Annotated in this window: 32 protein-coding genes; 3 read left to right on the forward strand and 29 right to left on the reverse strand. The window is 67.2% G+C overall.

The annotated features are described in order from the left end of the window. Nucleotides 1-595: 595 nt before the first annotated feature. Together ACZ4E1_RS30605 and ACZ4E1_RS30610 are read right to left on the reverse strand one after the other, a co-directional pair. Nucleotides 596-808 (reverse strand): hypothetical protein, encoded by a 213-nt coding sequence (locus ACZ4E1_RS30605; RefSeq protein WP_467545578.1) that lies wholly within the window; start codon nucleotides 806-808, stop codon nucleotides 596-598. 339 nt (nucleotides 809-1,147) lie between these two features. Beyond that, nucleotides 1,148-2,479, reverse strand: a complete 1,332-nt coding sequence (locus ACZ4E1_RS30610; protein ID WP_467545580.1) for an AAA family ATPase — start codon at nucleotides 2,477-2,479, stop codon at nucleotides 1,148-1,150. 50 nt (nucleotides 2,480-2,529) lie between these two features. Here ACZ4E1_RS30610 and ACZ4E1_RS30615 point away from each other — a divergent pair, with 50 nt between their 5' ends. Then, on the forward strand, nucleotides 2,530-2,877 hold the full coding sequence (locus ACZ4E1_RS30615; protein ID WP_467545582.1) for a hypothetical protein: 348 nt from the start codon (nucleotides 2,530-2,532) through the stop codon (nucleotides 2,875-2,877). On the opposite strand, the gene ACZ4E1_RS30620 is transcribed toward ACZ4E1_RS30615, so the two are convergent. Then, the gene (locus tag ACZ4E1_RS30620; RefSeq protein ID WP_467545584.1) at nucleotides 2,874-3,077 is read right to left on the reverse strand and encodes a hypothetical protein; all 204 of its coding nucleotides are present in this window, start codon (nucleotides 3,075-3,077) and stop codon (nucleotides 2,874-2,876) included. The two genes, ACZ4E1_RS30615 and ACZ4E1_RS30620, sit on opposite strands and share 4 nt — an antisense overlap. 137 nt (nucleotides 3,078-3,214) lie before the next feature. Continuing rightward, nucleotides 3,215-3,568, reverse strand: coding sequence for a hypothetical protein (locus ACZ4E1_RS30625; protein WP_467545586.1), 354 nt, complete (start codon nucleotides 3,566-3,568; stop codon nucleotides 3,215-3,217). Nucleotides 3,569-3,840: 272 nt separating this feature from the next. Between ACZ4E1_RS30625 and ACZ4E1_RS30630 the strand changes: the two genes are divergently transcribed. Then, entirely contained in the window at nucleotides 3,841-4,224 is a 384-nt protein-coding gene (locus tag ACZ4E1_RS30630; protein WP_467545588.1) for a hypothetical protein, read from the forward strand. Nucleotides 4,225-4,276: 52 nt separating this feature from the next. Here the strand turns inward: ACZ4E1_RS30630 and ACZ4E1_RS30635 are convergent, their stop codons facing one another. Then, nucleotides 4,277-4,519, reverse strand: coding sequence for a hypothetical protein (locus tag ACZ4E1_RS30635; RefSeq protein ID WP_467545590.1), 243 nt, complete (start codon nucleotides 4,517-4,519; stop codon nucleotides 4,277-4,279). Then, entirely contained in the window at nucleotides 4,516-4,881 is a 366-nt protein-coding gene (locus tag ACZ4E1_RS30640) for a hypothetical protein (RefSeq protein ID WP_467545591.1), read from the reverse strand. Before ACZ4E1_RS30640 ends, ACZ4E1_RS30635 begins: the two co-directional genes overlap by 4 nt. A gap of 43 nt (nucleotides 4,882-4,924) precedes the next feature. On the opposite strand from ACZ4E1_RS30640, the gene ACZ4E1_RS30645 reads away from it, so the two are divergent. Next, nucleotides 4,925-5,179, forward strand: coding sequence for a hypothetical protein (locus ACZ4E1_RS30645; RefSeq protein ID WP_467545593.1), 255 nt, complete (start codon nucleotides 4,925-4,927; stop codon nucleotides 5,177-5,179). A 1-nt stretch (nucleotide 5,180) separates the two neighbouring features. On the opposite strand, the gene ACZ4E1_RS30650 is transcribed toward ACZ4E1_RS30645, so the two are convergent. From ACZ4E1_RS30650 to ACZ4E1_RS30760, 23 genes are all read right to left on the reverse strand, one after another. Further along, nucleotides 5,181-5,414, reverse strand: a complete 234-nt coding sequence (locus ACZ4E1_RS30650; protein WP_467545595.1) for a hypothetical protein — start codon at nucleotides 5,412-5,414, stop codon at nucleotides 5,181-5,183. Continuing rightward, nucleotides 5,411-5,959, reverse strand: coding sequence for a deaminase (locus tag ACZ4E1_RS30655; protein ID WP_467545597.1), 549 nt, complete (start codon nucleotides 5,957-5,959; stop codon nucleotides 5,411-5,413). Before ACZ4E1_RS30655 ends, ACZ4E1_RS30650 begins: the two co-directional genes overlap by 4 nt. Next, nucleotides 5,956-6,126 carry a hypothetical protein gene (locus ACZ4E1_RS30660; protein ID WP_467545599.1) on the reverse strand — a complete coding sequence of 57 codons (171 nt, stop codon included), beginning with the start codon at nucleotides 6,124-6,126 and terminating at the stop codon, nucleotides 5,956-5,958. Before ACZ4E1_RS30660 ends, ACZ4E1_RS30655 begins: the two co-directional genes overlap by 4 nt. Nucleotides 6,127-6,137: 11 nt before the next feature. After that, a complete protein-coding gene (locus tag ACZ4E1_RS30665; protein ID WP_467545601.1) occupies nucleotides 6,138-6,998 on the reverse strand; it encodes a hypothetical protein in 861 nt (286 codons plus the stop codon). A gap of 43 nt (nucleotides 6,999-7,041) precedes the next feature. After that, on the reverse strand, nucleotides 7,042-7,515 hold the full coding sequence (locus ACZ4E1_RS30670; protein WP_467545603.1) for a DUF6197 family protein: 474 nt from the start codon (nucleotides 7,513-7,515) through the stop codon (nucleotides 7,042-7,044). A gap of 266 nt (nucleotides 7,516-7,781) precedes the next feature. Continuing rightward, nucleotides 7,782-7,904 carry a hypothetical protein gene (locus ACZ4E1_RS30675; protein ID WP_467545604.1) on the reverse strand — a complete coding sequence of 41 codons (123 nt, stop codon included), beginning with the start codon at nucleotides 7,902-7,904 and terminating at the stop codon, nucleotides 7,782-7,784. Next, nucleotides 7,897-8,235: a DUF6197 family protein gene (locus ACZ4E1_RS30680; RefSeq protein WP_467545606.1), complete on the reverse strand. Its 339-nt coding sequence runs from the start codon at nucleotides 8,233-8,235 to the stop codon at nucleotides 7,897-7,899. The genes ACZ4E1_RS30675 and ACZ4E1_RS30680 overlap by 8 nt, the downstream gene beginning before the upstream one ends. Continuing rightward, complete coding sequence (locus ACZ4E1_RS30685; RefSeq protein WP_467545608.1) at nucleotides 8,235-8,450, reverse strand: hypothetical protein; 216 nt, start codon at nucleotides 8,448-8,450, stop codon at nucleotides 8,235-8,237. The genes ACZ4E1_RS30680 and ACZ4E1_RS30685 overlap by 1 nt, the downstream gene beginning before the upstream one ends. Then, complete coding sequence (locus ACZ4E1_RS30690) at nucleotides 8,440-8,667, reverse strand: hypothetical protein (RefSeq protein ID WP_467545610.1); 228 nt, start codon at nucleotides 8,665-8,667, stop codon at nucleotides 8,440-8,442. The genes ACZ4E1_RS30685 and ACZ4E1_RS30690 overlap by 11 nt, the downstream gene beginning before the upstream one ends. Further along, a complete protein-coding gene (locus ACZ4E1_RS30695; RefSeq protein ID WP_467545612.1) occupies nucleotides 8,667-9,464 on the reverse strand; it encodes a hypothetical protein in 798 nt (265 codons plus the stop codon). The genes ACZ4E1_RS30690 and ACZ4E1_RS30695 overlap by 1 nt, the downstream gene beginning before the upstream one ends. Continuing rightward, nucleotides 9,445-10,431, reverse strand: a complete 987-nt coding sequence (locus tag ACZ4E1_RS30700) for a helix-turn-helix domain-containing protein (RefSeq protein ID WP_467545614.1) — start codon at nucleotides 10,429-10,431, stop codon at nucleotides 9,445-9,447. The genes ACZ4E1_RS30695 and ACZ4E1_RS30700 overlap by 20 nt, the downstream gene beginning before the upstream one ends. 10 nt (nucleotides 10,432-10,441) lie before the next feature. Further along, nucleotides 10,442-10,753 carry a hypothetical protein gene (locus tag ACZ4E1_RS30705; RefSeq protein ID WP_467545616.1) on the reverse strand — a complete coding sequence of 104 codons (312 nt, stop codon included), beginning with the start codon at nucleotides 10,751-10,753 and terminating at the stop codon, nucleotides 10,442-10,444. Beyond that, nucleotides 10,750-10,926, reverse strand: a complete 177-nt coding sequence (locus ACZ4E1_RS30710; protein WP_467545618.1) for a hypothetical protein — start codon at nucleotides 10,924-10,926, stop codon at nucleotides 10,750-10,752. Before ACZ4E1_RS30710 ends, ACZ4E1_RS30705 begins: the two co-directional genes overlap by 4 nt. Continuing rightward, nucleotides 10,913-11,167: a hypothetical protein gene (locus ACZ4E1_RS30715; protein ID WP_467545620.1), complete on the reverse strand. Its 255-nt coding sequence runs from the start codon at nucleotides 11,165-11,167 to the stop codon at nucleotides 10,913-10,915. Before ACZ4E1_RS30715 ends, ACZ4E1_RS30710 begins: the two co-directional genes overlap by 14 nt. Then, nucleotides 11,160-11,501 carry a DUF3310 domain-containing protein gene (locus tag ACZ4E1_RS30720; RefSeq protein WP_467545622.1) on the reverse strand — a complete coding sequence of 114 codons (342 nt, stop codon included), beginning with the start codon at nucleotides 11,499-11,501 and terminating at the stop codon, nucleotides 11,160-11,162. The genes ACZ4E1_RS30715 and ACZ4E1_RS30720 overlap by 8 nt, the downstream gene beginning before the upstream one ends. Continuing rightward, nucleotides 11,501-11,758: a dsRBD fold-containing protein gene (locus tag ACZ4E1_RS30725; RefSeq protein WP_467545624.1), complete on the reverse strand. Its 258-nt coding sequence runs from the start codon at nucleotides 11,756-11,758 to the stop codon at nucleotides 11,501-11,503. The genes ACZ4E1_RS30720 and ACZ4E1_RS30725 overlap by 1 nt, the downstream gene beginning before the upstream one ends. A 12-nt stretch (nucleotides 11,759-11,770) precedes the next feature. Further along, nucleotides 11,771-12,550, reverse strand: a complete 780-nt coding sequence (locus tag ACZ4E1_RS30730; protein WP_467545626.1) for a ribonuclease H-like domain-containing protein — start codon at nucleotides 12,548-12,550, stop codon at nucleotides 11,771-11,773. Between the two features lie 9 nt (nucleotides 12,551-12,559). Then, a complete protein-coding gene (locus ACZ4E1_RS30735) occupies nucleotides 12,560-12,811 on the reverse strand; it encodes a hypothetical protein (protein ID WP_467545628.1) in 252 nt (83 codons plus the stop codon). Next, nucleotides 12,799-12,957 (reverse strand): hypothetical protein, encoded by a 159-nt coding sequence (locus ACZ4E1_RS30740; RefSeq protein ID WP_467545630.1) that lies wholly within the window; start codon nucleotides 12,955-12,957, stop codon nucleotides 12,799-12,801. The genes ACZ4E1_RS30735 and ACZ4E1_RS30740 overlap by 13 nt, the downstream gene beginning before the upstream one ends. Next, the gene (locus ACZ4E1_RS30745) at nucleotides 12,944-13,180 is read right to left on the reverse strand and encodes a hypothetical protein (RefSeq protein ID WP_467545632.1); all 237 of its coding nucleotides are present in this window, start codon (nucleotides 13,178-13,180) and stop codon (nucleotides 12,944-12,946) included. Before ACZ4E1_RS30745 ends, ACZ4E1_RS30740 begins: the two co-directional genes overlap by 14 nt. 161 nt (nucleotides 13,181-13,341) lie before the next feature. Then, nucleotides 13,342-13,554, reverse strand: a complete 213-nt coding sequence (locus ACZ4E1_RS30750) for a hypothetical protein (protein ID WP_467545633.1) — start codon at nucleotides 13,552-13,554, stop codon at nucleotides 13,342-13,344. Next, nucleotides 13,551-14,429, reverse strand: coding sequence for a bifunctional DNA primase/polymerase (locus ACZ4E1_RS30755; RefSeq protein WP_467545635.1), 879 nt, complete (start codon nucleotides 14,427-14,429; stop codon nucleotides 13,551-13,553). The genes ACZ4E1_RS30750 and ACZ4E1_RS30755 overlap by 4 nt, the downstream gene beginning before the upstream one ends. Next, nucleotides 14,419-14,634: a hypothetical protein gene (locus ACZ4E1_RS30760; protein ID WP_467545637.1), complete on the reverse strand. Its 216-nt coding sequence runs from the start codon at nucleotides 14,632-14,634 to the stop codon at nucleotides 14,419-14,421. The genes ACZ4E1_RS30755 and ACZ4E1_RS30760 overlap by 11 nt, the downstream gene beginning before the upstream one ends. Nucleotides 14,635-14,951: the final 317 nt, after the last annotated feature.

Genomic DNA, 14,951 nt, shown 5'->3' on the forward strand with positions numbered 1-14,951 from the left:
TTATTTCGGTGTAGTTGTTGTGTTTGTGAAGGCACACTCTCACGGGCATTCCTCATGTTCGGCCCACATCCACAAATGCCCGTGCTGGACGCCGGTGAATAGTTCACCGGGTTTTATGGGGCGCTGGCAGGTGCCGCATTCGGCCCTAGAACGGGGGCGGCTCGCAGGTGGCGCAGGAGGTGTAGGGCTTGCCTCGCCGGCGGGGGCAGGTGGCTGGTGGGGTCCACCCCTGCGACTGCCACGCGTCGCAGGGGCTGGGGGAGGGCCCTCGGGTAGCTCGGTGAACTTGATGGCGTTCATCGCGTGGCCGCCGCAACCGTGCTCGGCCAGGAAGCGCTGTGCGCCCGCCTGAGCCCCGTTCTCGTCGAAGGATGGCCGCAGATCCGCCGGCCGCATCACCAAGAGCTTGTGGGGGCGTCCAGCGGCCTCGATGAGGCGGAAGAGGCGACGGCCTCCGGTGAGGGCGGCGATGTAGCCGTCGCGGTTGACGGGGACGACGTCGGCCGCGGAGCGGATCCCGGAGGATTCGGCGAGGTACACCCAGGCCTGGCATCTGTTGCACTGGGCGAGCTTGGGGGTGGTGTCGACCAGGTGGTCATTCGACATGGAACACCCTGGGCGTTTCCCCGAGGGTGATGAACCAGGGTTCGCCGGTTTTGCCGACGACTGCTGTCGGCTGGTCGATGCCGGTGAGGATGCCGACGGTGAGGCCGAGGGCGCCCAGCCTTACGCCGAATTCATGGACGAGTTTGACGGCGTCGCCGACGGCCAGGGCGTCGGCTGCGACTTGGTGTATGTGCAGGGGCACGCGGCCTCCAGGACATGCGCGAAAACCCCCCACCGGCCTGGTGGGGGGTTTCATGATCAGTTGGGGGGTGTGGCAGGGCGGGAGCACGGAGTGCGTACGCCCCCGAGCCCTCTACTACCTGAGGTTAGAACGAGACCGTGGGTGGTTTCTGCCGTCCCGGATACCGGGCCGCGGGCTCCGTAGACTCCGCCCGCCCCGAGCCGGGCTGGCGAGCCCGAAGCCGATACCTTTCGCCTTCAACCGACAGTTGAGGCGATAGCCTTAGTGCAGTTTAAGTGGATCATGGAAATCAGTCAATAGTGTGATCCTATGACATTTCGGACATTGGCTTGTAGGTTCCTACATGACCTCTGGGTCGTCGTCCGGTAGCTGCTGGTCACGGGCCAGGTAGCGGCGGCCATGGCCGGTGATGCTCCAGTTCGAGCCCCGACTGTTCAGGCAGCCCCGGCGAAGCAGCTGGCCGAGTGCCTCTTGCAGCGACGCCCGGTCCATGCCGTCGGGGACGCGCTGCATCATCACCGACGCGGTCGCGCCGGCGTCGGCGAACGCGGAGACCAGGTTGAGCACCGTCCGCTGCACCGCAGGCAGCGGCGCCAGGTCTTCGGGCCGCTGCCGGTACCACGAGCCGGCGAGGCGAGGCTTGACGGCGAGGCTGTGGTCCGGGCCGGGGGTGACGAGGTCGAACTCCACGCTCTTCGCCTCGGCCAGGTCCTTCTGGGCGCGGGTGTGGACCTCGACGCTCATGTTGTCCTTCGAGGCCTCTACTTCGAATTCAGCGTCGAGTGCGCCAAGAATTCCCGTAGCACCTCGGGCCCGCCCTCCTTGAGTACCCGAGTGATGGACGAGCGCAATACAAGCGCCGGTGACATTTTTGAGCACGTCGAGAGCTGCGACGACAAGACCCATTTCGGTGTTGGAGTTTTCTTCCAGGCCGACAGTGCACCTTGCCTGGGTGTCCAGGATGATGAATTCATATCCGCCCCTTTTTGCGGTGCGTATGAGGGTGGCCACGTCTTTTCGATCCCCGAGCTGTACGGGCCGGTCATAGAAATGCACCCCTGTCATCACCCGATGGTTTTGTGCTTCCCAGGCCCTTACCCGGCGTTTGATTCCGCGTACACCTTCGGCGACGACGTAAAGGACTTTCGCCGGGGTCGTCGAATTCCCGCACCAGGGAATTCCGGCCCCCACGCACGCCGCCATATCCAGCATGACGAATGACTTGTAGGATTTCGGCGGCCCGTACAGGCGGACGATGGACTCCTTGACGAGGAAGCCGTCGATCAAGGTCTCGGCCTCGGGCAGGGCGTCCAGCTCTGCGGCGGACATCAAGGTGAGGGTGTCGCCGTCGGCGTCGGCGGCGGCGTAGAGGGCGGCCTCCTCTTCCTCGCGCATAGCGTCGGCGGCAGCTCGGGCCGCCCGGCGTTTCTCGACCTCGTCCTCGGTGCGCAGGTTCAGCCGGCGAGCCCGGTCGTTTTCGGGGGCGTCGCCGCGGGCCTGCTGGACCAGGAGGGCGAGGTCGAACTGTGCCTGAACCGCGGGGTCGGCGCCGAGCTGGTCGCGGACGGCGTCGGGGTTGCCGTTGCGCAACGCCAGCTCGACGGCCATCGAGACGAGGGTGGAGGTGGCCGGGCTCAGGGCGTCGTCGTGGGCGGGCTGGCTGAACGGCAAGAGGCCCTCCGTATTCAGTTATGGGTCTTGCGCTGGTTACTGTGTGCTACATGACGTCAGAGAAGATCACCCTTCAGGAGCGGGCTGAGCGGCTGCGCAGCGGCTTCGTCGGCGGCGATGGCTGGCGGCCGGGCTCGTCAGACCGGCTGGCGGCATTCCGCCTGAACTACGCTGCCGCGCAATCGGGCGTAGACCCTGCGTCGTCGAGGGACCTGATTGTCAGCACGCTCACCGAGATGGGCCCGGACGGGGTGAACGACATGGACCAGCAGTTTGTGGGCGTGCTTCTCGACGCGGCGAGGCATCTCGACCAGCCGACCATCGCGGCGCGTCCTCACGTCCAGAAGGCCCTGGCCGCTGTGTCTGCGCTCGTCCGAGACATGGCCGACCCCGGCTAGGCGCGCTCGTTCTCGGGTACGTCGGCTTCGTCGACGACCTTATAACTCCACGGGCATTCGTCGTTGACGATGTCCTGTGCCATGTTCGTGAGATCCACGGTGTTGTACTCGGTGCCGTCGCCCTCTTCCAGGGCGCAGTACACCGTGATGTCGGTGCCGACGTACTTGCCCTCGATCTCGACCTTCAGATACCTGGTCATACGGGTTCTCCTAGTAGCCGTAGGCGGCGCAGAACGACGCCTTCCACCCGTGCTGGCACAGCTCCAGCGGGGAGGCTTGATTGAACCAGGCGGTGAAGGCCGGGGTGCCGGGCGGGTACGGGAACGGCAGGATCGCCTTAGGTGCTGGCGGGGCCGGCGGTTTCGGGTGGGAGGACGTAGCAGCCGACGAAGGGGCCGCCGCAAAGGCTGGGGGTGCGACAGCAGTCGGCTTGGGCGGGGGTGTCCACTTCGGCGGGGCGGGCCGGACGGGAATCGGTGCAGGTGTGGCCTTCGGCTTCGCGGTCGGCATCGGTGCGGGCTGGCGGGAGGGGGCGGCCGGAGATGGCGGCGAGTACACGTGCGGCGCAGGCGCGACAGGTGCCCGGTGCGATGGAGCACTGAATCGTGGTGCCTTCTCCGTCGGAGAGGAAGACTTCGTAGGTGTAGGCGATGGCTTCGGCTCCTTCTTCGGCGCCGGCGGTGGTGTCCATGTCGGCATCGGCTGAACCGGCGGCAGCATCCCCGCCACAACCGTTGTTGTTGCTGGTGAGGACGGTGCGTCAGGAGTCGGCGCCAGCACCCATAGGAGGGCTCCGGCGGTGGTGACGGCGCCGGCGATCCACGGCCAGCGGCGTCGGCGGGGTTTGCGGTGGGCCGACACTGTTGCCTCCTGTGGCTTGGGCATGCTTATGTGGTGTTTATGAGGTATCGGTCGGTTTGTATGACTAGGCATTGGTTGCCGGACGATCGACTCGCCCAAGCCGTGGTGCATCCCGGCGCCGACGGGGAACCTGACCTGCTCACCCTCGGGTTTCGGACGTGGCATATCGATCCAGCATTGGTCGCCGGCCTCGACGAGTTCGGCAAGGCGCTCGCCCGTACCGGGCTGTACGAGTTCGACCTGTCCAGATCGGGTCAGCCTTCACAGTTGTGCGCGTGGTTCGAGCCGGTCCCGGGGCATCTGATGCCGCGCGACGCGATCATGGTTCCGCGGGTGGATGCGCCGCCGGGCGCTCTGCTGTGCTTCGAGCTGCGCTGCCGCGCCGACCTGGCCGACCCCGCACTGTTCCGCGAGGTCAACGAGGTTGTGCTGCCGGAGCTGACAAGTCTGATGATCCCGGCCCCGCTCGGCTCCGTCGACGCGTAGCCTGGGCGGAGGCCTCCGAGGGTGTACAGACTCACCGCCCTCGGCGGCCTCTTTACGGCTCTTGGTCGAGGAAGCGGAACATCTCGTCGAGCGACTCGTGGCGGGTGGCCGGCACGTGCTCCAGCTCCCAGTGCGCGGACGCGAACTCGGCGGCGGCCTTCCACGAGGGAAGGCACTGCCGGGCGTCGGGGCCGACCCCCATGCAGATGTTCTGCCGGCCGGGCGGGCAGAAGCCGCACAGCACGTGCCAGTCACCGCCGAGGTAGCCGCGCAACACCCGCATCCTCGGCCTCACGGCCGGATCTCTTGCCAGGCGGAGAACAAGGACTTTGTGACCCAGTAGACCCGGTCGGTGAGGCTGTCGCTCAGCGATCCGAAGGCGATCTTCTTGCCGTCGCTGTTCTGCTTGATCGCCTCCGGCCTGAAGTACTGGATGCGTGCGGGGTTCATCTGGTGGGGGCGCTCGTACAGCTTCCCGGCCTCGAAGAAGTCGGGGGCCTTCCGGGCGGCCGACATGCTGCCGGTACGTGGTACGTCGCCATCGTCGTGCGGGTTCTGCAACCACATCCACTGGTCGGCTATCCCGACGACCCGGTACCGCGCCCGAGTCACGGTGCCGTACTCGACGATGTCGCCGATGTTGAACTGTTCGGCCATGCGCGTGGCCTCCTGTCAGTAGCCTGGGGGTATGGAATGCGGAGTGACGGTGATAGCCCACGGTGTTGAGCTGCGGTGTGTGCTCGACCCGCAGGCGCACGACGGGTATGGCGATCACGTCGACAGCGTCGGCGAAGATGTGACGACGTGGGTGACCTGGAACGGGACGTCGATGGCGACCCGGATGGAGGAGGGGTCGCCGTGCGGCCGTCCGTCCGGCGACGAGAACGACGTGCGCACCGAGCACTGCTACGGCCCGCAAGGTCATCCTGGCCGCTGCACGTGGGCATTCGACTGACTCACGGCACCTCCGGGTCGATCAGGGCGGCGGCGGCCTCGGCCGCGCGGCAGTACTCGCAGTCCTTCGGCGGGCAATGCGCTTTCACGGGTACGTCGCCGACGCCGAAGTGTGTCCGGATCTGCTCGGCCAGCTCGTGGGCGAAGGCGTCGACCAGGGCCTCGGGGGTGCGGTAGCCGAGGCCGCAGCAGTAGGCGAAGTCGACGGCTTCGAGGAATTCGTCTCGGGCGCTCACGGCAGGGCTACCGCCCCTTCTGGCCAGCGGATGATGGCGATGCCGGTGGTGTTGCGAATGTGCCGGACACACCCTTCGCAGGGTTCGGTGGAGACGTACATCCGGCAGTCGGCGAGGTTGCCTCCGCCGCGGCGTTGGGCGTCGGCGACGGCGTTGGCTTCGGCGTGGCTGGCGATGCAGGCGCCGGGCCCGGTGTCGTAGGCGGAGCCGGGGGCGACGGCGTCGGGGCAGGGCCAGGCGTTGCCGCAGGCGCAGGCGAGGATGGGAGCGCAGTCCAGCTCCGGGTTCCCGACGTGATCGGCCTCGTCGTACCGGCATTCCCAGTCGTCGCCGTCGGCGGTGGGGAGTTGGTAGTGCCGGCCTCGGGGGCAGTCCCCGGCGAGGCAGGACGGGCCGCCCGGGTAGGAGCCGTTGTAGCCCATGCCCCAGAAGCGCTTGTCGGGGCCGACGATGAGGGCCCCGACCTTCCGCCGGGTGCAGTCGCCCATGCGGGATAGCCAGCGCGCCCCGTCGAGATGCCACTCCTCACGGCTGGGGCGGGTCACGCGACATCCTTATAGGTGCGTCGTGTCACGATCTCGGAGATCCGAGACTGTGACACGTCGTAGTGGATGGCCGCCTCCAACTGTGACGACCACACGCCTTCGGTGAACTCCCGCCGAATCCGGGCTACTTCATCGGCGGTGAACTTGCGTCGCCACGTCTTGGGCATGATGGAACTCCCTATCGGCGGAGGCGTCCGCGTCGCCGGTCGATACCGGTGCCGGGGGGCGCCGGCCGTGTCTTCTTCGCCTCCAGGGCCGCCTGGTACGGGGGCATGGTGCCGCCCTTCCCGCCGTCGAGACCGAGGGCCTTGGTGAGTTCGTCGAGGACTTCGCTGGCATCCTTCACGACCTGGTCGATGAACGCCTGCGCCTGCGAATTGAACCTGACGAACCCGGACACCTCAGCCTTAGGCTTGGGTTCGGCGGCCTTGATGCCCAGCGCCGACAGATCCTGCTGCGGGTACTGCCTGTACATGTCGGCCGGGTCGTCGAAGTACTCGGCATCGTAGGAGTCGGCTGCCCGCTGAGCCTGCGACTCGATCATGAACCGGAATCCGACGTCGCCCACATCTTCGGCACGGCACTTGGCCCAGTCGACAGCCAAAGCCTTCACTGTCAGCTTCTGGGCGCGGACACCCTTCGTGCCGAGCACCACCTTGCCGGTCAGTTCGACGACGGCCCGCACGATGACCAGATTCGCGGGCATCCCGAAGGAGAAGCCGACCCGGCCGTAGGTGAGGGCCGGGGCGGGCCCCCAGGACATCGACGTGTAGAAGTCAGTCTCGGCGCTGTAGTGGGCATAGAAGCCGCACGTGCAGCCGTCGCCCGGGGCGGCGTGACCCGGCTGCCGACCCCGGGCAGCCACGCAGTCCCCGCACATGCACTCGCCGACCGGGTTGAAGGCCTTGCATTCGGCCTCGAAAACGCCGACGTCGGGGTTCTTGTAGACCGGGTCCTGGTAGTTGTTCATCGGGGTCAGCCGGTTGTCGGCGGACACTCCGAAGTGCCGGTACGCGGTGAGCGCCGACGGAACCAGCATCGCCGGGTCATTCCCTGAGCCGTACTCCTCCTGCTGGGCCATGTCAGGCCGGAACCGGCTCGGACGGGGCCTCCGCAGGCGTCTCGACCGGCGTCGACTCGGGCAGCGGCTCGAACTCGACCGTCTCTACCTCAGTGCCTATGTCGGCGGCCTCCGGCCGCCCCCCGGCCGCCTCCACCATCATCCGCTGGACGTCCTCGCCGGTCGTCTGCGCCCGGTCGTTGAACCACGTGATGACGTCGTACGCGTTCCTGACGGCAGCGGCCACCGGGTACTGCTCGCGGATCCTGTCGGCCAGGAGGCGCGCCGCCTCCGAGTTGGTGACCTCGCAGGAGTGCTTTTGCAGGGGCTCTCCGGCCTCGTTGGCGGCGACGCGGGTGAGCGAGCCGAAGGCGCAGGCGGGCGCCGTGTAGCACCCGAGGTCGCCCACGGCGGCGTCCTGGTAGTAGTACTCCTTGTAGTGCCCGTACAGGGCCTGGTCGTCGGCGGCAGCCAGAAGCTGTTCCTGAGGCGTCATGGCGCTTCTCCTAGGGGTAGCTGATGTGCTTGAGGGGGCAATGCTTGGCGTGCCGGACGTAGCCGTCACGCTTACGGGATTTGCAGTCCGGGCATCGGAACCGGAAGGCCTGGGCGACCAGGCACCACGGCTTGTGCCGCTCGCTCCGGCCGCACTGGCACGGAATCAAAGCCGGACGACCAGCCTGTTCAGAAGCCAGGTGAGGGCGGACGCGACAGCGACACCGCCCACGACGCCGACCGCGAACCAAACCCGGTCGCTGCCCATCACGTGAGCCGCTGGATGAGCCACACCACCAGCCAGCCGAGGAACGACAGCCAGCCGGCGCTGATGATGATGGCGACGGCGACGAGGACGGCCGCAGCCCACTTCTCGCTGTCCCTATCCATGGGCGGCCTGCTTGAAGGCGAGGATGACGTCCTCGGCGGTCCGCCCGTCGGCGTCGTTCCACTTGGGTATGCCGCCGACGTCGCCGTCGATGACCTTCTCGACCAGGTGTATGGCCGCCGCGATGTCCTCGTCATCCCACATGCGGGTGACCCAGGCCTTGCCCGTGGCGGCGCGCCCGAGGGCGCCGAGAGCGCACACCGGGGCGGTACGGTTCGCGGCGTCGTGGGCTTCGCGGTCAGCCAGGGCCTCGACTTCGAAGTAGTCGCCCTGGCACCAGCCGTCACGCTGGATGATCTCGGCAGCTTCGGCGCACAGCTTCTTCGGGTCCATCAGAAGTCCTCCGGTTTGATCTGCTCTTCGGGGTCGTCGGTGACGTCGATCGCGAGAACGTCGCTGTTGCGGATGTACCGCTGCACGCCGTCCGGCCGGGTCACCCAGTGCCCGTGCTCGTCGCAGCCGTCGTACCGGTACCGGCCGTAGACGACCGGCCAGTGGGAGCGGTTGAAGGTGACGCGGACGGTTTTGCCGATGTGTTCAGCGGCCATCGCCGAGGCCTTCCACGCCGACGACTTCCCAGCCGGTGAAGAGGCGTTGCCCTTCGGGGCCGAGGAGGGTGAGCTTCCCGGTGTTGGTCCAGCCGGTGACGGCGAGGTCGATGCTGGTTCCGACGGCCTGGGCGGCGGCGTACCGGCGCAGGTTCCGCAGAGATCCGGAGTGCCGGACGGGGCGGCCCTGGTAGAGGGCGAGGAACGTCAGTGCCATCAGGCGGCCTCCTTGTCGGCCAGCCACACATCGTGGAGCTTGAGCAGGTAGCGGGACGCGGACGCCTGCCGGCCGGCAACGGTCGCGATGTACGGGTAGAGGCGGTCGCCGATCTCTCCGGTCGTCATGCCGTCGAGGTGCCGCCACCGCAGTGCCACGTGCGCGCGAACATCCCCGGGGAACAGCCGTTCAAGATCCTGCTCGAACGCGATCAGTTCGACGACTTCGTCCTCGAAGGAGGGCTCGGCGAACGCCTGGATGACCCTTGTTGCGGCGGGATCGTCGTGGGCTCCCGACGGTGTCGGCACATGCTTGTAGGCGGCGATGTCGAGCCGCGGCTTGCCGTCGCTCTCTGTGCGCGTCAGTGCCGACGTGTAACGCTGCTCGGCGGCCTTCACCCGCTCCAAAGCGTTCCTGGCCCGATAGACGAGCATCCCGACAGCTTCCGCGGTCTGCTGGGGCGTCGGCGCGTACCCGTCGTTCAGGGCCGCGTACTCGTGCCGGTACGCCTTCACCTTCTCCTCGATCGGGGTCAGGGGCGGCGCCGTACGCGCAGGGTCTCGACCCAGGTATCCGGTGTAGTTGTGGTGGTCGGAGGTCGACACCGCCCGGTACCGCTGGGCGGCCCGGTTGATGATGTGCTTGTCCGAGTACTCCCGGTCGGAAGTGATGTCCTTCCAGGCCTGAACCACGGCCTCCTGAATGCAGTCCTCCCACTCCGGCTTTCCCCGCCACTGCCAGAACACCCGGCGCATGTAGTCGTCGATCTCCGCCAGGTCATTGATCGTGTACGTCATCGCACAACTCCTCAGGGGTGACGCCGAGGACGTCGGCGATCTTGTCGAGTACGGATTTGCGGGGGCTTCGGTCCCCCTGCTGCCACCGGTAGATGGAGTCGGGGTGGACCCCGACGAGCGGGGCCAGAGACTTCGCGGTGAAGCCCAGCGCCTTGTAGGTGGCGCGGAACTTGGCGGGGTTGAACGCCTCGGCCGGCACGTTCCCCGTCTGGGGGCGGCGCGGAGCCATGGCCCGGCACGCCTTGCACATCGGGATGCGCTCACGGGTGTGCACGCTCGGGCCCTCTTCGGTCCCGCACACCCCCGTCCATTCGGGGAAGGCGTCCGGGTCGTCGATGGTGTCCTCGTCCCAGCAGGAAGGCGGGGCGAAGCCGTGCCGGGTGGCCGCCAGCAGAGCCTTGGTGATGCACTCGGGCTTGATGTCGTAGTCGCGCGGGTCGGCGTCCTTCAACTTCTGGTACATCTGGTCGACGCGGGCGGCGACAGCCGGGCGGACCCCGCAGAGGCGCTGCCGGTAACGGAAGTTCGCGGTGAACGCCCCGGTCCAATCGGCCAGGTAGCGCTCGGGGAAGCCGATGGCGCGAAGAGCCTCGATGCGCCGGAAGGTGCCGACGGCGGAGACGATGGCGCCGCTGTGGATCCGGTCGTCGCCGACTTCCGGTTCTTCGAACCGAAGCTTCATGATCGCGTCGTAGGTGGATCGGCGCAGAGACTTCTGCCGGCCGGCGGCCAGGTTGCCGAGGACAAAGCGGGAGACGCCGTCGTCGACCTGGGCCTGCATGACCCGGTACATCATTCCCCGGCTGTGCAGGGCGATGACCAGGGCTTTCGCCTGCTCGAACTCCTCGGCCGACACGATCGACGGCCTGCCGCTGTCGCGCAGGCACCGCTGACGCTTCTGGAGACGGCGGGCCGCTGCCAGCTCGGCGGGCGCCAGTTCGCCCCGTGGCACGTACTTGCTTGCCATACGAGGAACCTCAATCTGTGTAGGTGGGATCCTCCTCGGCAGGCTCGTCTTCGACGTCGACCGTTTCGGATCGGTAGTAGGTGTCGGGCACCCTTCGGCCGCCTTTGCACCACCGCTTCGCCTCCGCGCCGGCGAGCCGTTCGTGGGCGAGCATGTAGCCGTCGTCGCCGACGGTGACGACGAACCGGCAGTGCGGGCAGTAGCCCCAGGTGCCGGGTTCGTCGAAGCGGTAGTAGCGCACCGAGGTGTCACGCGCAGGCACGTCGACCACCTCGGTGATAGCGAGCTGCTGGAGCCCCAGGAACAAGGCCGCGTCGCTCACGCCGACCCCCTCCGCTTCTCGGCGCCGTACTGCCGGGCGCGCTCGATATGTGTGAGCAGATCCGTCACCAGATCGAAGGCCTGCCGGGGTGTGAGCTGGACAGCCGCGTTGTTGGCCAGCGGGATGCGGACGGTCACGATGCCGCCCTCGCTGTCGACGTTAATCGCAGTCAAAGGCGACGGCCCCCATCCGTTGATGCCGCAGCACGGCCGCGCAGCGGACGCACAAGGTGAGAGCGCGAGCCTTCTCGTACTCGTCCTGGGTGCCGGTGCCGTACCAGCCGACCGGCCAGCCCGACCTGCCACACAAAGCGTCGTCGGGCTCGTTCGGGCTGGCCCCCCAAGGGAGGACGTGGGCGACGGTGCCGCCCTGCGTGAAGACGAGGACGTCATCGTCGGTGAGGAGGTCAGCCACCGCGCCCCTCCTCCAGCTCGATCAGCTTGTTGATGTAGTTGCGGGCCTTCCGCAGGTCGTCGAGACGGGGGGCGATGTCCTTCTTCCCGGCGCGGAGCAGGTACTTGACGGCGTTCGCGGTGTACCGGTCGAGGTCGAAGGCGTCCCACACCGTCCACGGATCCAGCCCGCCCTTACCGGCGTAGTGCTTCGGCGGCGGGTCGTAAACCGCTTCCGGGCTGTGCTCACCCTCTACGCCGAGGTCGTTCGGGTCGGCCGGCGTGCACTGCGACTGCTCACACCCGGCCATCTCGGGGTGCGTGTGACCGTCCGTTCCGATCATCGTGCGGGCCATCACTGCTCCCTCTCCCACGCCACCTTCATGTACTTCTGCGCGAGGGCCAGGTATGCGCGGCCGATGGCCAGGGATGCGCCCAGCTCGGGGTCCCGGGTGTCGCCGCTGCGGCGCTTCGCCTTGCCCTCGGCGAGGAACCGATCGCCGTAGTCCGGGTCCTGGTGGAAGATCTGCGCGAGGGTGGAAGTCCCGTCGGTGAAGATCACGTGCTTCAGCACAGCGGAGCGGCAGTCGAGGCTGTCGAAGGTGTTGCTCATACCGGGGTCCCCTTAGGTCTTGATCTGGGTAGTGGTCACGCCGCCGGCGCGGCGGTTGCTCCGGGACCACGTCCCGCAGGTCTTGCACATGTACTGCTGGAAGCGGCCGGTGTTGGTGATGGCGAATCCGCGGCGCTGCATGTCGTTGCCGCCGCAGTTCGGGCACACGTCGTCCACGCCCGAGTACAGGCCGTGGTGGGGGTGGTTGGAGATCCACGGGCGGACCAGCTCGTAGACCTCTTCGAGGAGGCGTACGTCCTGGACGTTGTAGCGCTTCATCCGCGCCCAGGCCTTCGGGTCGCCGGCCATGCACTTGATCCACAGTTCGTGGCCCTCGTGCTTGACCTTCCCTTCGAGGCCCAGGCGCTCGGAGATGTACGCAAGCTTGTTGGAGGGGAACGCGAAGTTCTTCCTCATGACCTTCAGCAGGTCGATGCTCTTGTACGGGGCGGGCGGGGTGCCCAGGCCGGGCGTCAGCAGGATCTCGGTGTTGAGCCGGGGCAGGTCGAACCCATCGCCGTTGTAGTGCATAACGACGTCGGCCTCGGACAACAGGTCGTGCGCGGCGCGAAACATGACGTCCGGGCCGTGTTCGAACTCGCTGTAGAAGTGCACCTTCCGCTGGTCCATGAACTTGGCGGCGAAGCACATCGTGCGCGGATGCTCGATGATCTGGTTGATTCCGATGCTCGTCTTGAACATCCGCCACTGGTGCCCGACGATCGGGCTTGTCTCGATGTCCAGGCTGAGGATCCGAGGGCCGTCGGGTTTCGATATGGAGTTGTTTGACATGTCTCGCCTTCAGAGAAGGGGTGTCTGGCCGTCCCAGACAAAGCCGCCGCATACCGGGCAGTACTCGGCGATGCAGGTGTCGAGCCGGTATGCGAGGCGTTGGGCCATGCAGATGAGAACCATCCGCTCTTCGCGGTTGTAGCGGTTGTCCCGCCGGATCGCCTGGGCGATGAGTGCGTCAAGGACGTCTTCCTCGTCGCCCGGCAGGGCCAGGGTTCTGATCCGGCGGCCCGCTGGCGGGCGCTCTCTCACGAGCCCCACGGCCTCCACTCCCAGCGGGCTTTCCCCGTGGGACCGATGATCTTGACCCGCTGCATCGGGGGCCGCTGGGTGGGCTGCTTGTTCTTCTTCTTCCGCTTCGACGACCCCTTCGCCGGGGTCGACGCCTTCGGCTTAGGCGGGACCATCGGGGATCCTCCTCACGATCCGGGCCATCTCACCGCTGTAGGTGGAGCCGAGAGCGGCGACGACACCTGAACCGCCCTCCTCCTGTACGAAGTTGGGCGGGACCTCGACGCGGTCACCCAGACCTAGCGGCTGCTGGTCGAGGGTGGGATCGAAGTCCCAGGCGTAGGTGTAGAGGCGGTCAGTGCCCAGGAACTTCACCTGGACGACCTGCGTCAGGATCACGTGGGTGCCTCCTGCACTGTTCAGTTGTTCCGCGTAGGCCGCATGAGCAGCCGGGGCCGTAGGCGACGGCCTCGGCCCAGGCCCCGGCCTTCCATTCGGCGAGGTCGGCGCGGATCTTGGCGAGGGCCTCGGCCGGGGTTTTGCAGCAGATCAGGTTGCACTCAGGCTTCTTCGCGGCCATCGGCCTTCTGTCGTGCCGGGGCCGGGGGCGGCGGGAACCCGATGCCGAGGGAGAAGAAGATCGCGCCGAGGGCGAGGTCGGCGACCCCCCACATCGGGGATCCGATGGCGAAGTTGAACACCGCCATGGCGAGCCAGATGGCCAGGTAGGTGTACCGGCCGCGGGCCCTCATGTGCTGCCAGAGCTTGGTCATGGTTTGGCTCCTTGGAGTCGAAAAGCGGAACGGATGGTCGCCCGGATGTCCCGCTCGAACAGGCCGGCTTCACCGGCGGCGGGGAGCAGCACGGTGACGGCCTCGTCCTCGGTGGCGCCGTCCTCACACATCGAACGGGCCGCCCACAGCAGGCAGTTGTTGCGGTTGCCTTCACCGGCGTAGCGGACGACCTCAACGAGACCCGCATAGTTGGCATTGCCCGGCTGGGAGAACCGGGGTTTGACCGGCTTCGGTTTGGGTTTCTCCCGGCAAAGCTCGATCAGCCACGGAGGGGCGTCGGCGACGGGGAGATCGTTCTCGGGGACGTACGGGCCCTTCTCCGTCTCGGAGCCGGCCGCTAGGACGTAGCCTCCCTTTTGGCCGCCGTTGCAGCGAATATCCACCAGGCCAGGGACAGGCGATGCTTGAGACGCCTGAATCCCTTCGGGCCACCTGTAGTACAAGTGCAATCCGAGCGAAGCCGTACATACTCGATACGTCCGCTCGAAACGTTGGTAGTCATCGTGGAAGCGACCGCACATCTCCCGCAGGACATCAGTGCCATCCACCCAGGGACCGAGCCGCTCATGTAGGTACTCCCAAGGTGTGTCGGCGAGCTGGTTCTCACGCTTCGGCATGTCGCAGTCGACGATGATCAGCCCCGAGGGCTTCGCCGCCAGGCCGATGTTCGCCCGGGGGGACTGCGCCCACCACGAAGCGATCGTGCCGATATCCGTAGTAGCGACCTCGGACCAGCGGATCGTGTACGGGGCATTCGGCCGGATCTTGTGCGGGGTCTTCTCGCCCGGCTCGACCGGGAAGATGTGCCAGCCCCGCTGTACGGCCTTGAGTGCGTGGACGAGGTTAGTCGTCATCCCGTGGCCCGTAGAGCAGCCAGTTTGCGAGGCCGGCGACCGTATCCGGGGTGACCGCTGGCTCGTCGCCGCCGCTCGGCCACTCCCGCTCGGCCAGGAGCGCCACCGCCGCCTTCCAGGCGTCCATCCGCTCGGCCATCGCCGTGATCTGGTCGCAGTCCCGGCACTTGCACTCGTGATGGCTCTTCTCTTTTTCGTTCTCCATGCAGCCCTCGCTGTTCAGTTATGGGGCGGGCCCGCCGCGCAGCTACGACGGGCCCTACTTTCGACCGGTGTGAGCCCGAACTCGGCCGCCCAGCCGCTAGCTGGGCCCAACTGCTATCCCTTGTCCGGTGCTCGGTGTCCCTAGCGGGGCCCGGTCCCCAAGCCGGGGGCAGACTGCCGGTAGCGCTACATCCGGCCTTACCACCGCCCCCGGCGGTCACGGGGGGCCGGGCGGTCCGGCGGCAGTCGAGGCATACGTTCCTCGGTGACGCCGATCCCGCCCGGCGTGCAGGGCGGCCCGGACGGCGCGCGCACCGC

This window comes from Streptomyces sp. NPDC025806 (genome assembly GCF_055558275.1).

Bases quoted from the DNA above. Each gene is read 5' to 3' on its own strand.
- ACZ4E1_RS30615 (WP_467545582.1), top strand. From the start codon at position 2,530: ATGACGTCAGAGAAGATCACCCTTCAGGAGCGGGCTGAGCGGCTGCGC.
- ACZ4E1_RS30620 (WP_467545584.1), bottom strand. From the start codon at position 3,077: ATGACCAGGTATCTGAAGGTCGAGATCGAGGGCAAGTACGTCGGCACC.
- ACZ4E1_RS30625 (WP_467545586.1), bottom strand. From the start codon at position 3,568: ATGGACACCACCGCCGGCGCCGAAGAAGGAGCCGAAGCCATCGCCTAC.
- ACZ4E1_RS30640 (WP_467545591.1), bottom strand. From the start codon at position 4,881: ATGGCCGAACAGTTCAACATCGGCGACATCGTCGAGTACGGCACCGTG.
- ACZ4E1_RS30660 (WP_467545599.1), bottom strand. From the start codon at position 6,126: ATGCCCAAGACGTGGCGACGCAAGTTCACCGCCGATGAAGTAGCCCGG.
- ACZ4E1_RS30665 (WP_467545601.1), bottom strand. From the start codon at position 6,998: ATGCTGGTTCCGTCGGCGCTCACCGCGTACCGGCACTTCGGAGTGTCC.
- ACZ4E1_RS30670 (WP_467545603.1), bottom strand. From the start codon at position 7,515: ATGACGCCTCAGGAACAGCTTCTGGCTGCCGCCGACGACCAGGCCCTG.
- ACZ4E1_RS30675 (WP_467545604.1), bottom strand. From the start codon at position 7,904: ATGGATAGGGACAGCGAGAAGTGGGCTGCGGCCGTCCTCGTCGCCGTC.
- ACZ4E1_RS30680 (WP_467545606.1), bottom strand. From the start codon at position 8,235: ATGGACCCGAAGAAGCTGTGCGCCGAAGCTGCCGAGATCATCCAGCGT.
- ACZ4E1_RS30685 (WP_467545608.1), bottom strand. From the start codon at position 8,450: ATGGCCGCTGAACACATCGGCAAAACCGTCCGCGTCACCTTCAACCGC.
- ACZ4E1_RS30690 (WP_467545610.1), bottom strand. From the start codon at position 8,667: ATGGCACTGACGTTCCTCGCCCTCTACCAGGGCCGCCCCGTCCGGCAC.
- ACZ4E1_RS30695 (WP_467545612.1), bottom strand. From the start codon at position 9,464: ATGACGTACACGATCAATGACCTGGCGGAGATCGACGACTACATGCGC.
- ACZ4E1_RS30700 (WP_467545614.1), bottom strand. From the start codon at position 10,431: ATGGCAAGCAAGTACGTGCCACGGGGCGAACTGGCGCCCGCCGAGCTG.
- ACZ4E1_RS30720 (WP_467545622.1), bottom strand. From the start codon at position 11,501: ATGGCCCGCACGATGATCGGAACGGACGGTCACACGCACCCCGAGATG.
- ACZ4E1_RS30725 (WP_467545624.1), bottom strand. From the start codon at position 11,758: ATGAGCAACACCTTCGACAGCCTCGACTGCCGCTCCGCTGTGCTGAAG.
- ACZ4E1_RS30730 (WP_467545626.1), bottom strand. From the start codon at position 12,550: ATGTCAAACAACTCCATATCGAAACCCGACGGCCCTCGGATCCTCAGC.
- ACZ4E1_RS30740 (WP_467545630.1), bottom strand. From the start codon at position 12,957: ATGGTCCCGCCTAAGCCGAAGGCGTCGACCCCGGCGAAGGGGTCGTCG.
- ACZ4E1_RS30750 (WP_467545633.1), bottom strand. From the start codon at position 13,554: ATGACCAAGCTCTGGCAGCACATGAGGGCCCGCGGCCGGTACACCTAC.
- ACZ4E1_RS30755 (WP_467545635.1), bottom strand. From the start codon at position 14,429: ATGACGACTAACCTCGTCCACGCACTCAAGGCCGTACAGCGGGGCTGG.
- ACZ4E1_RS30760 (WP_467545637.1), bottom strand. From the start codon at position 14,634: ATGGAGAACGAAAAAGAGAAGAGCCATCACGAGTGCAAGTGCCGGGAC.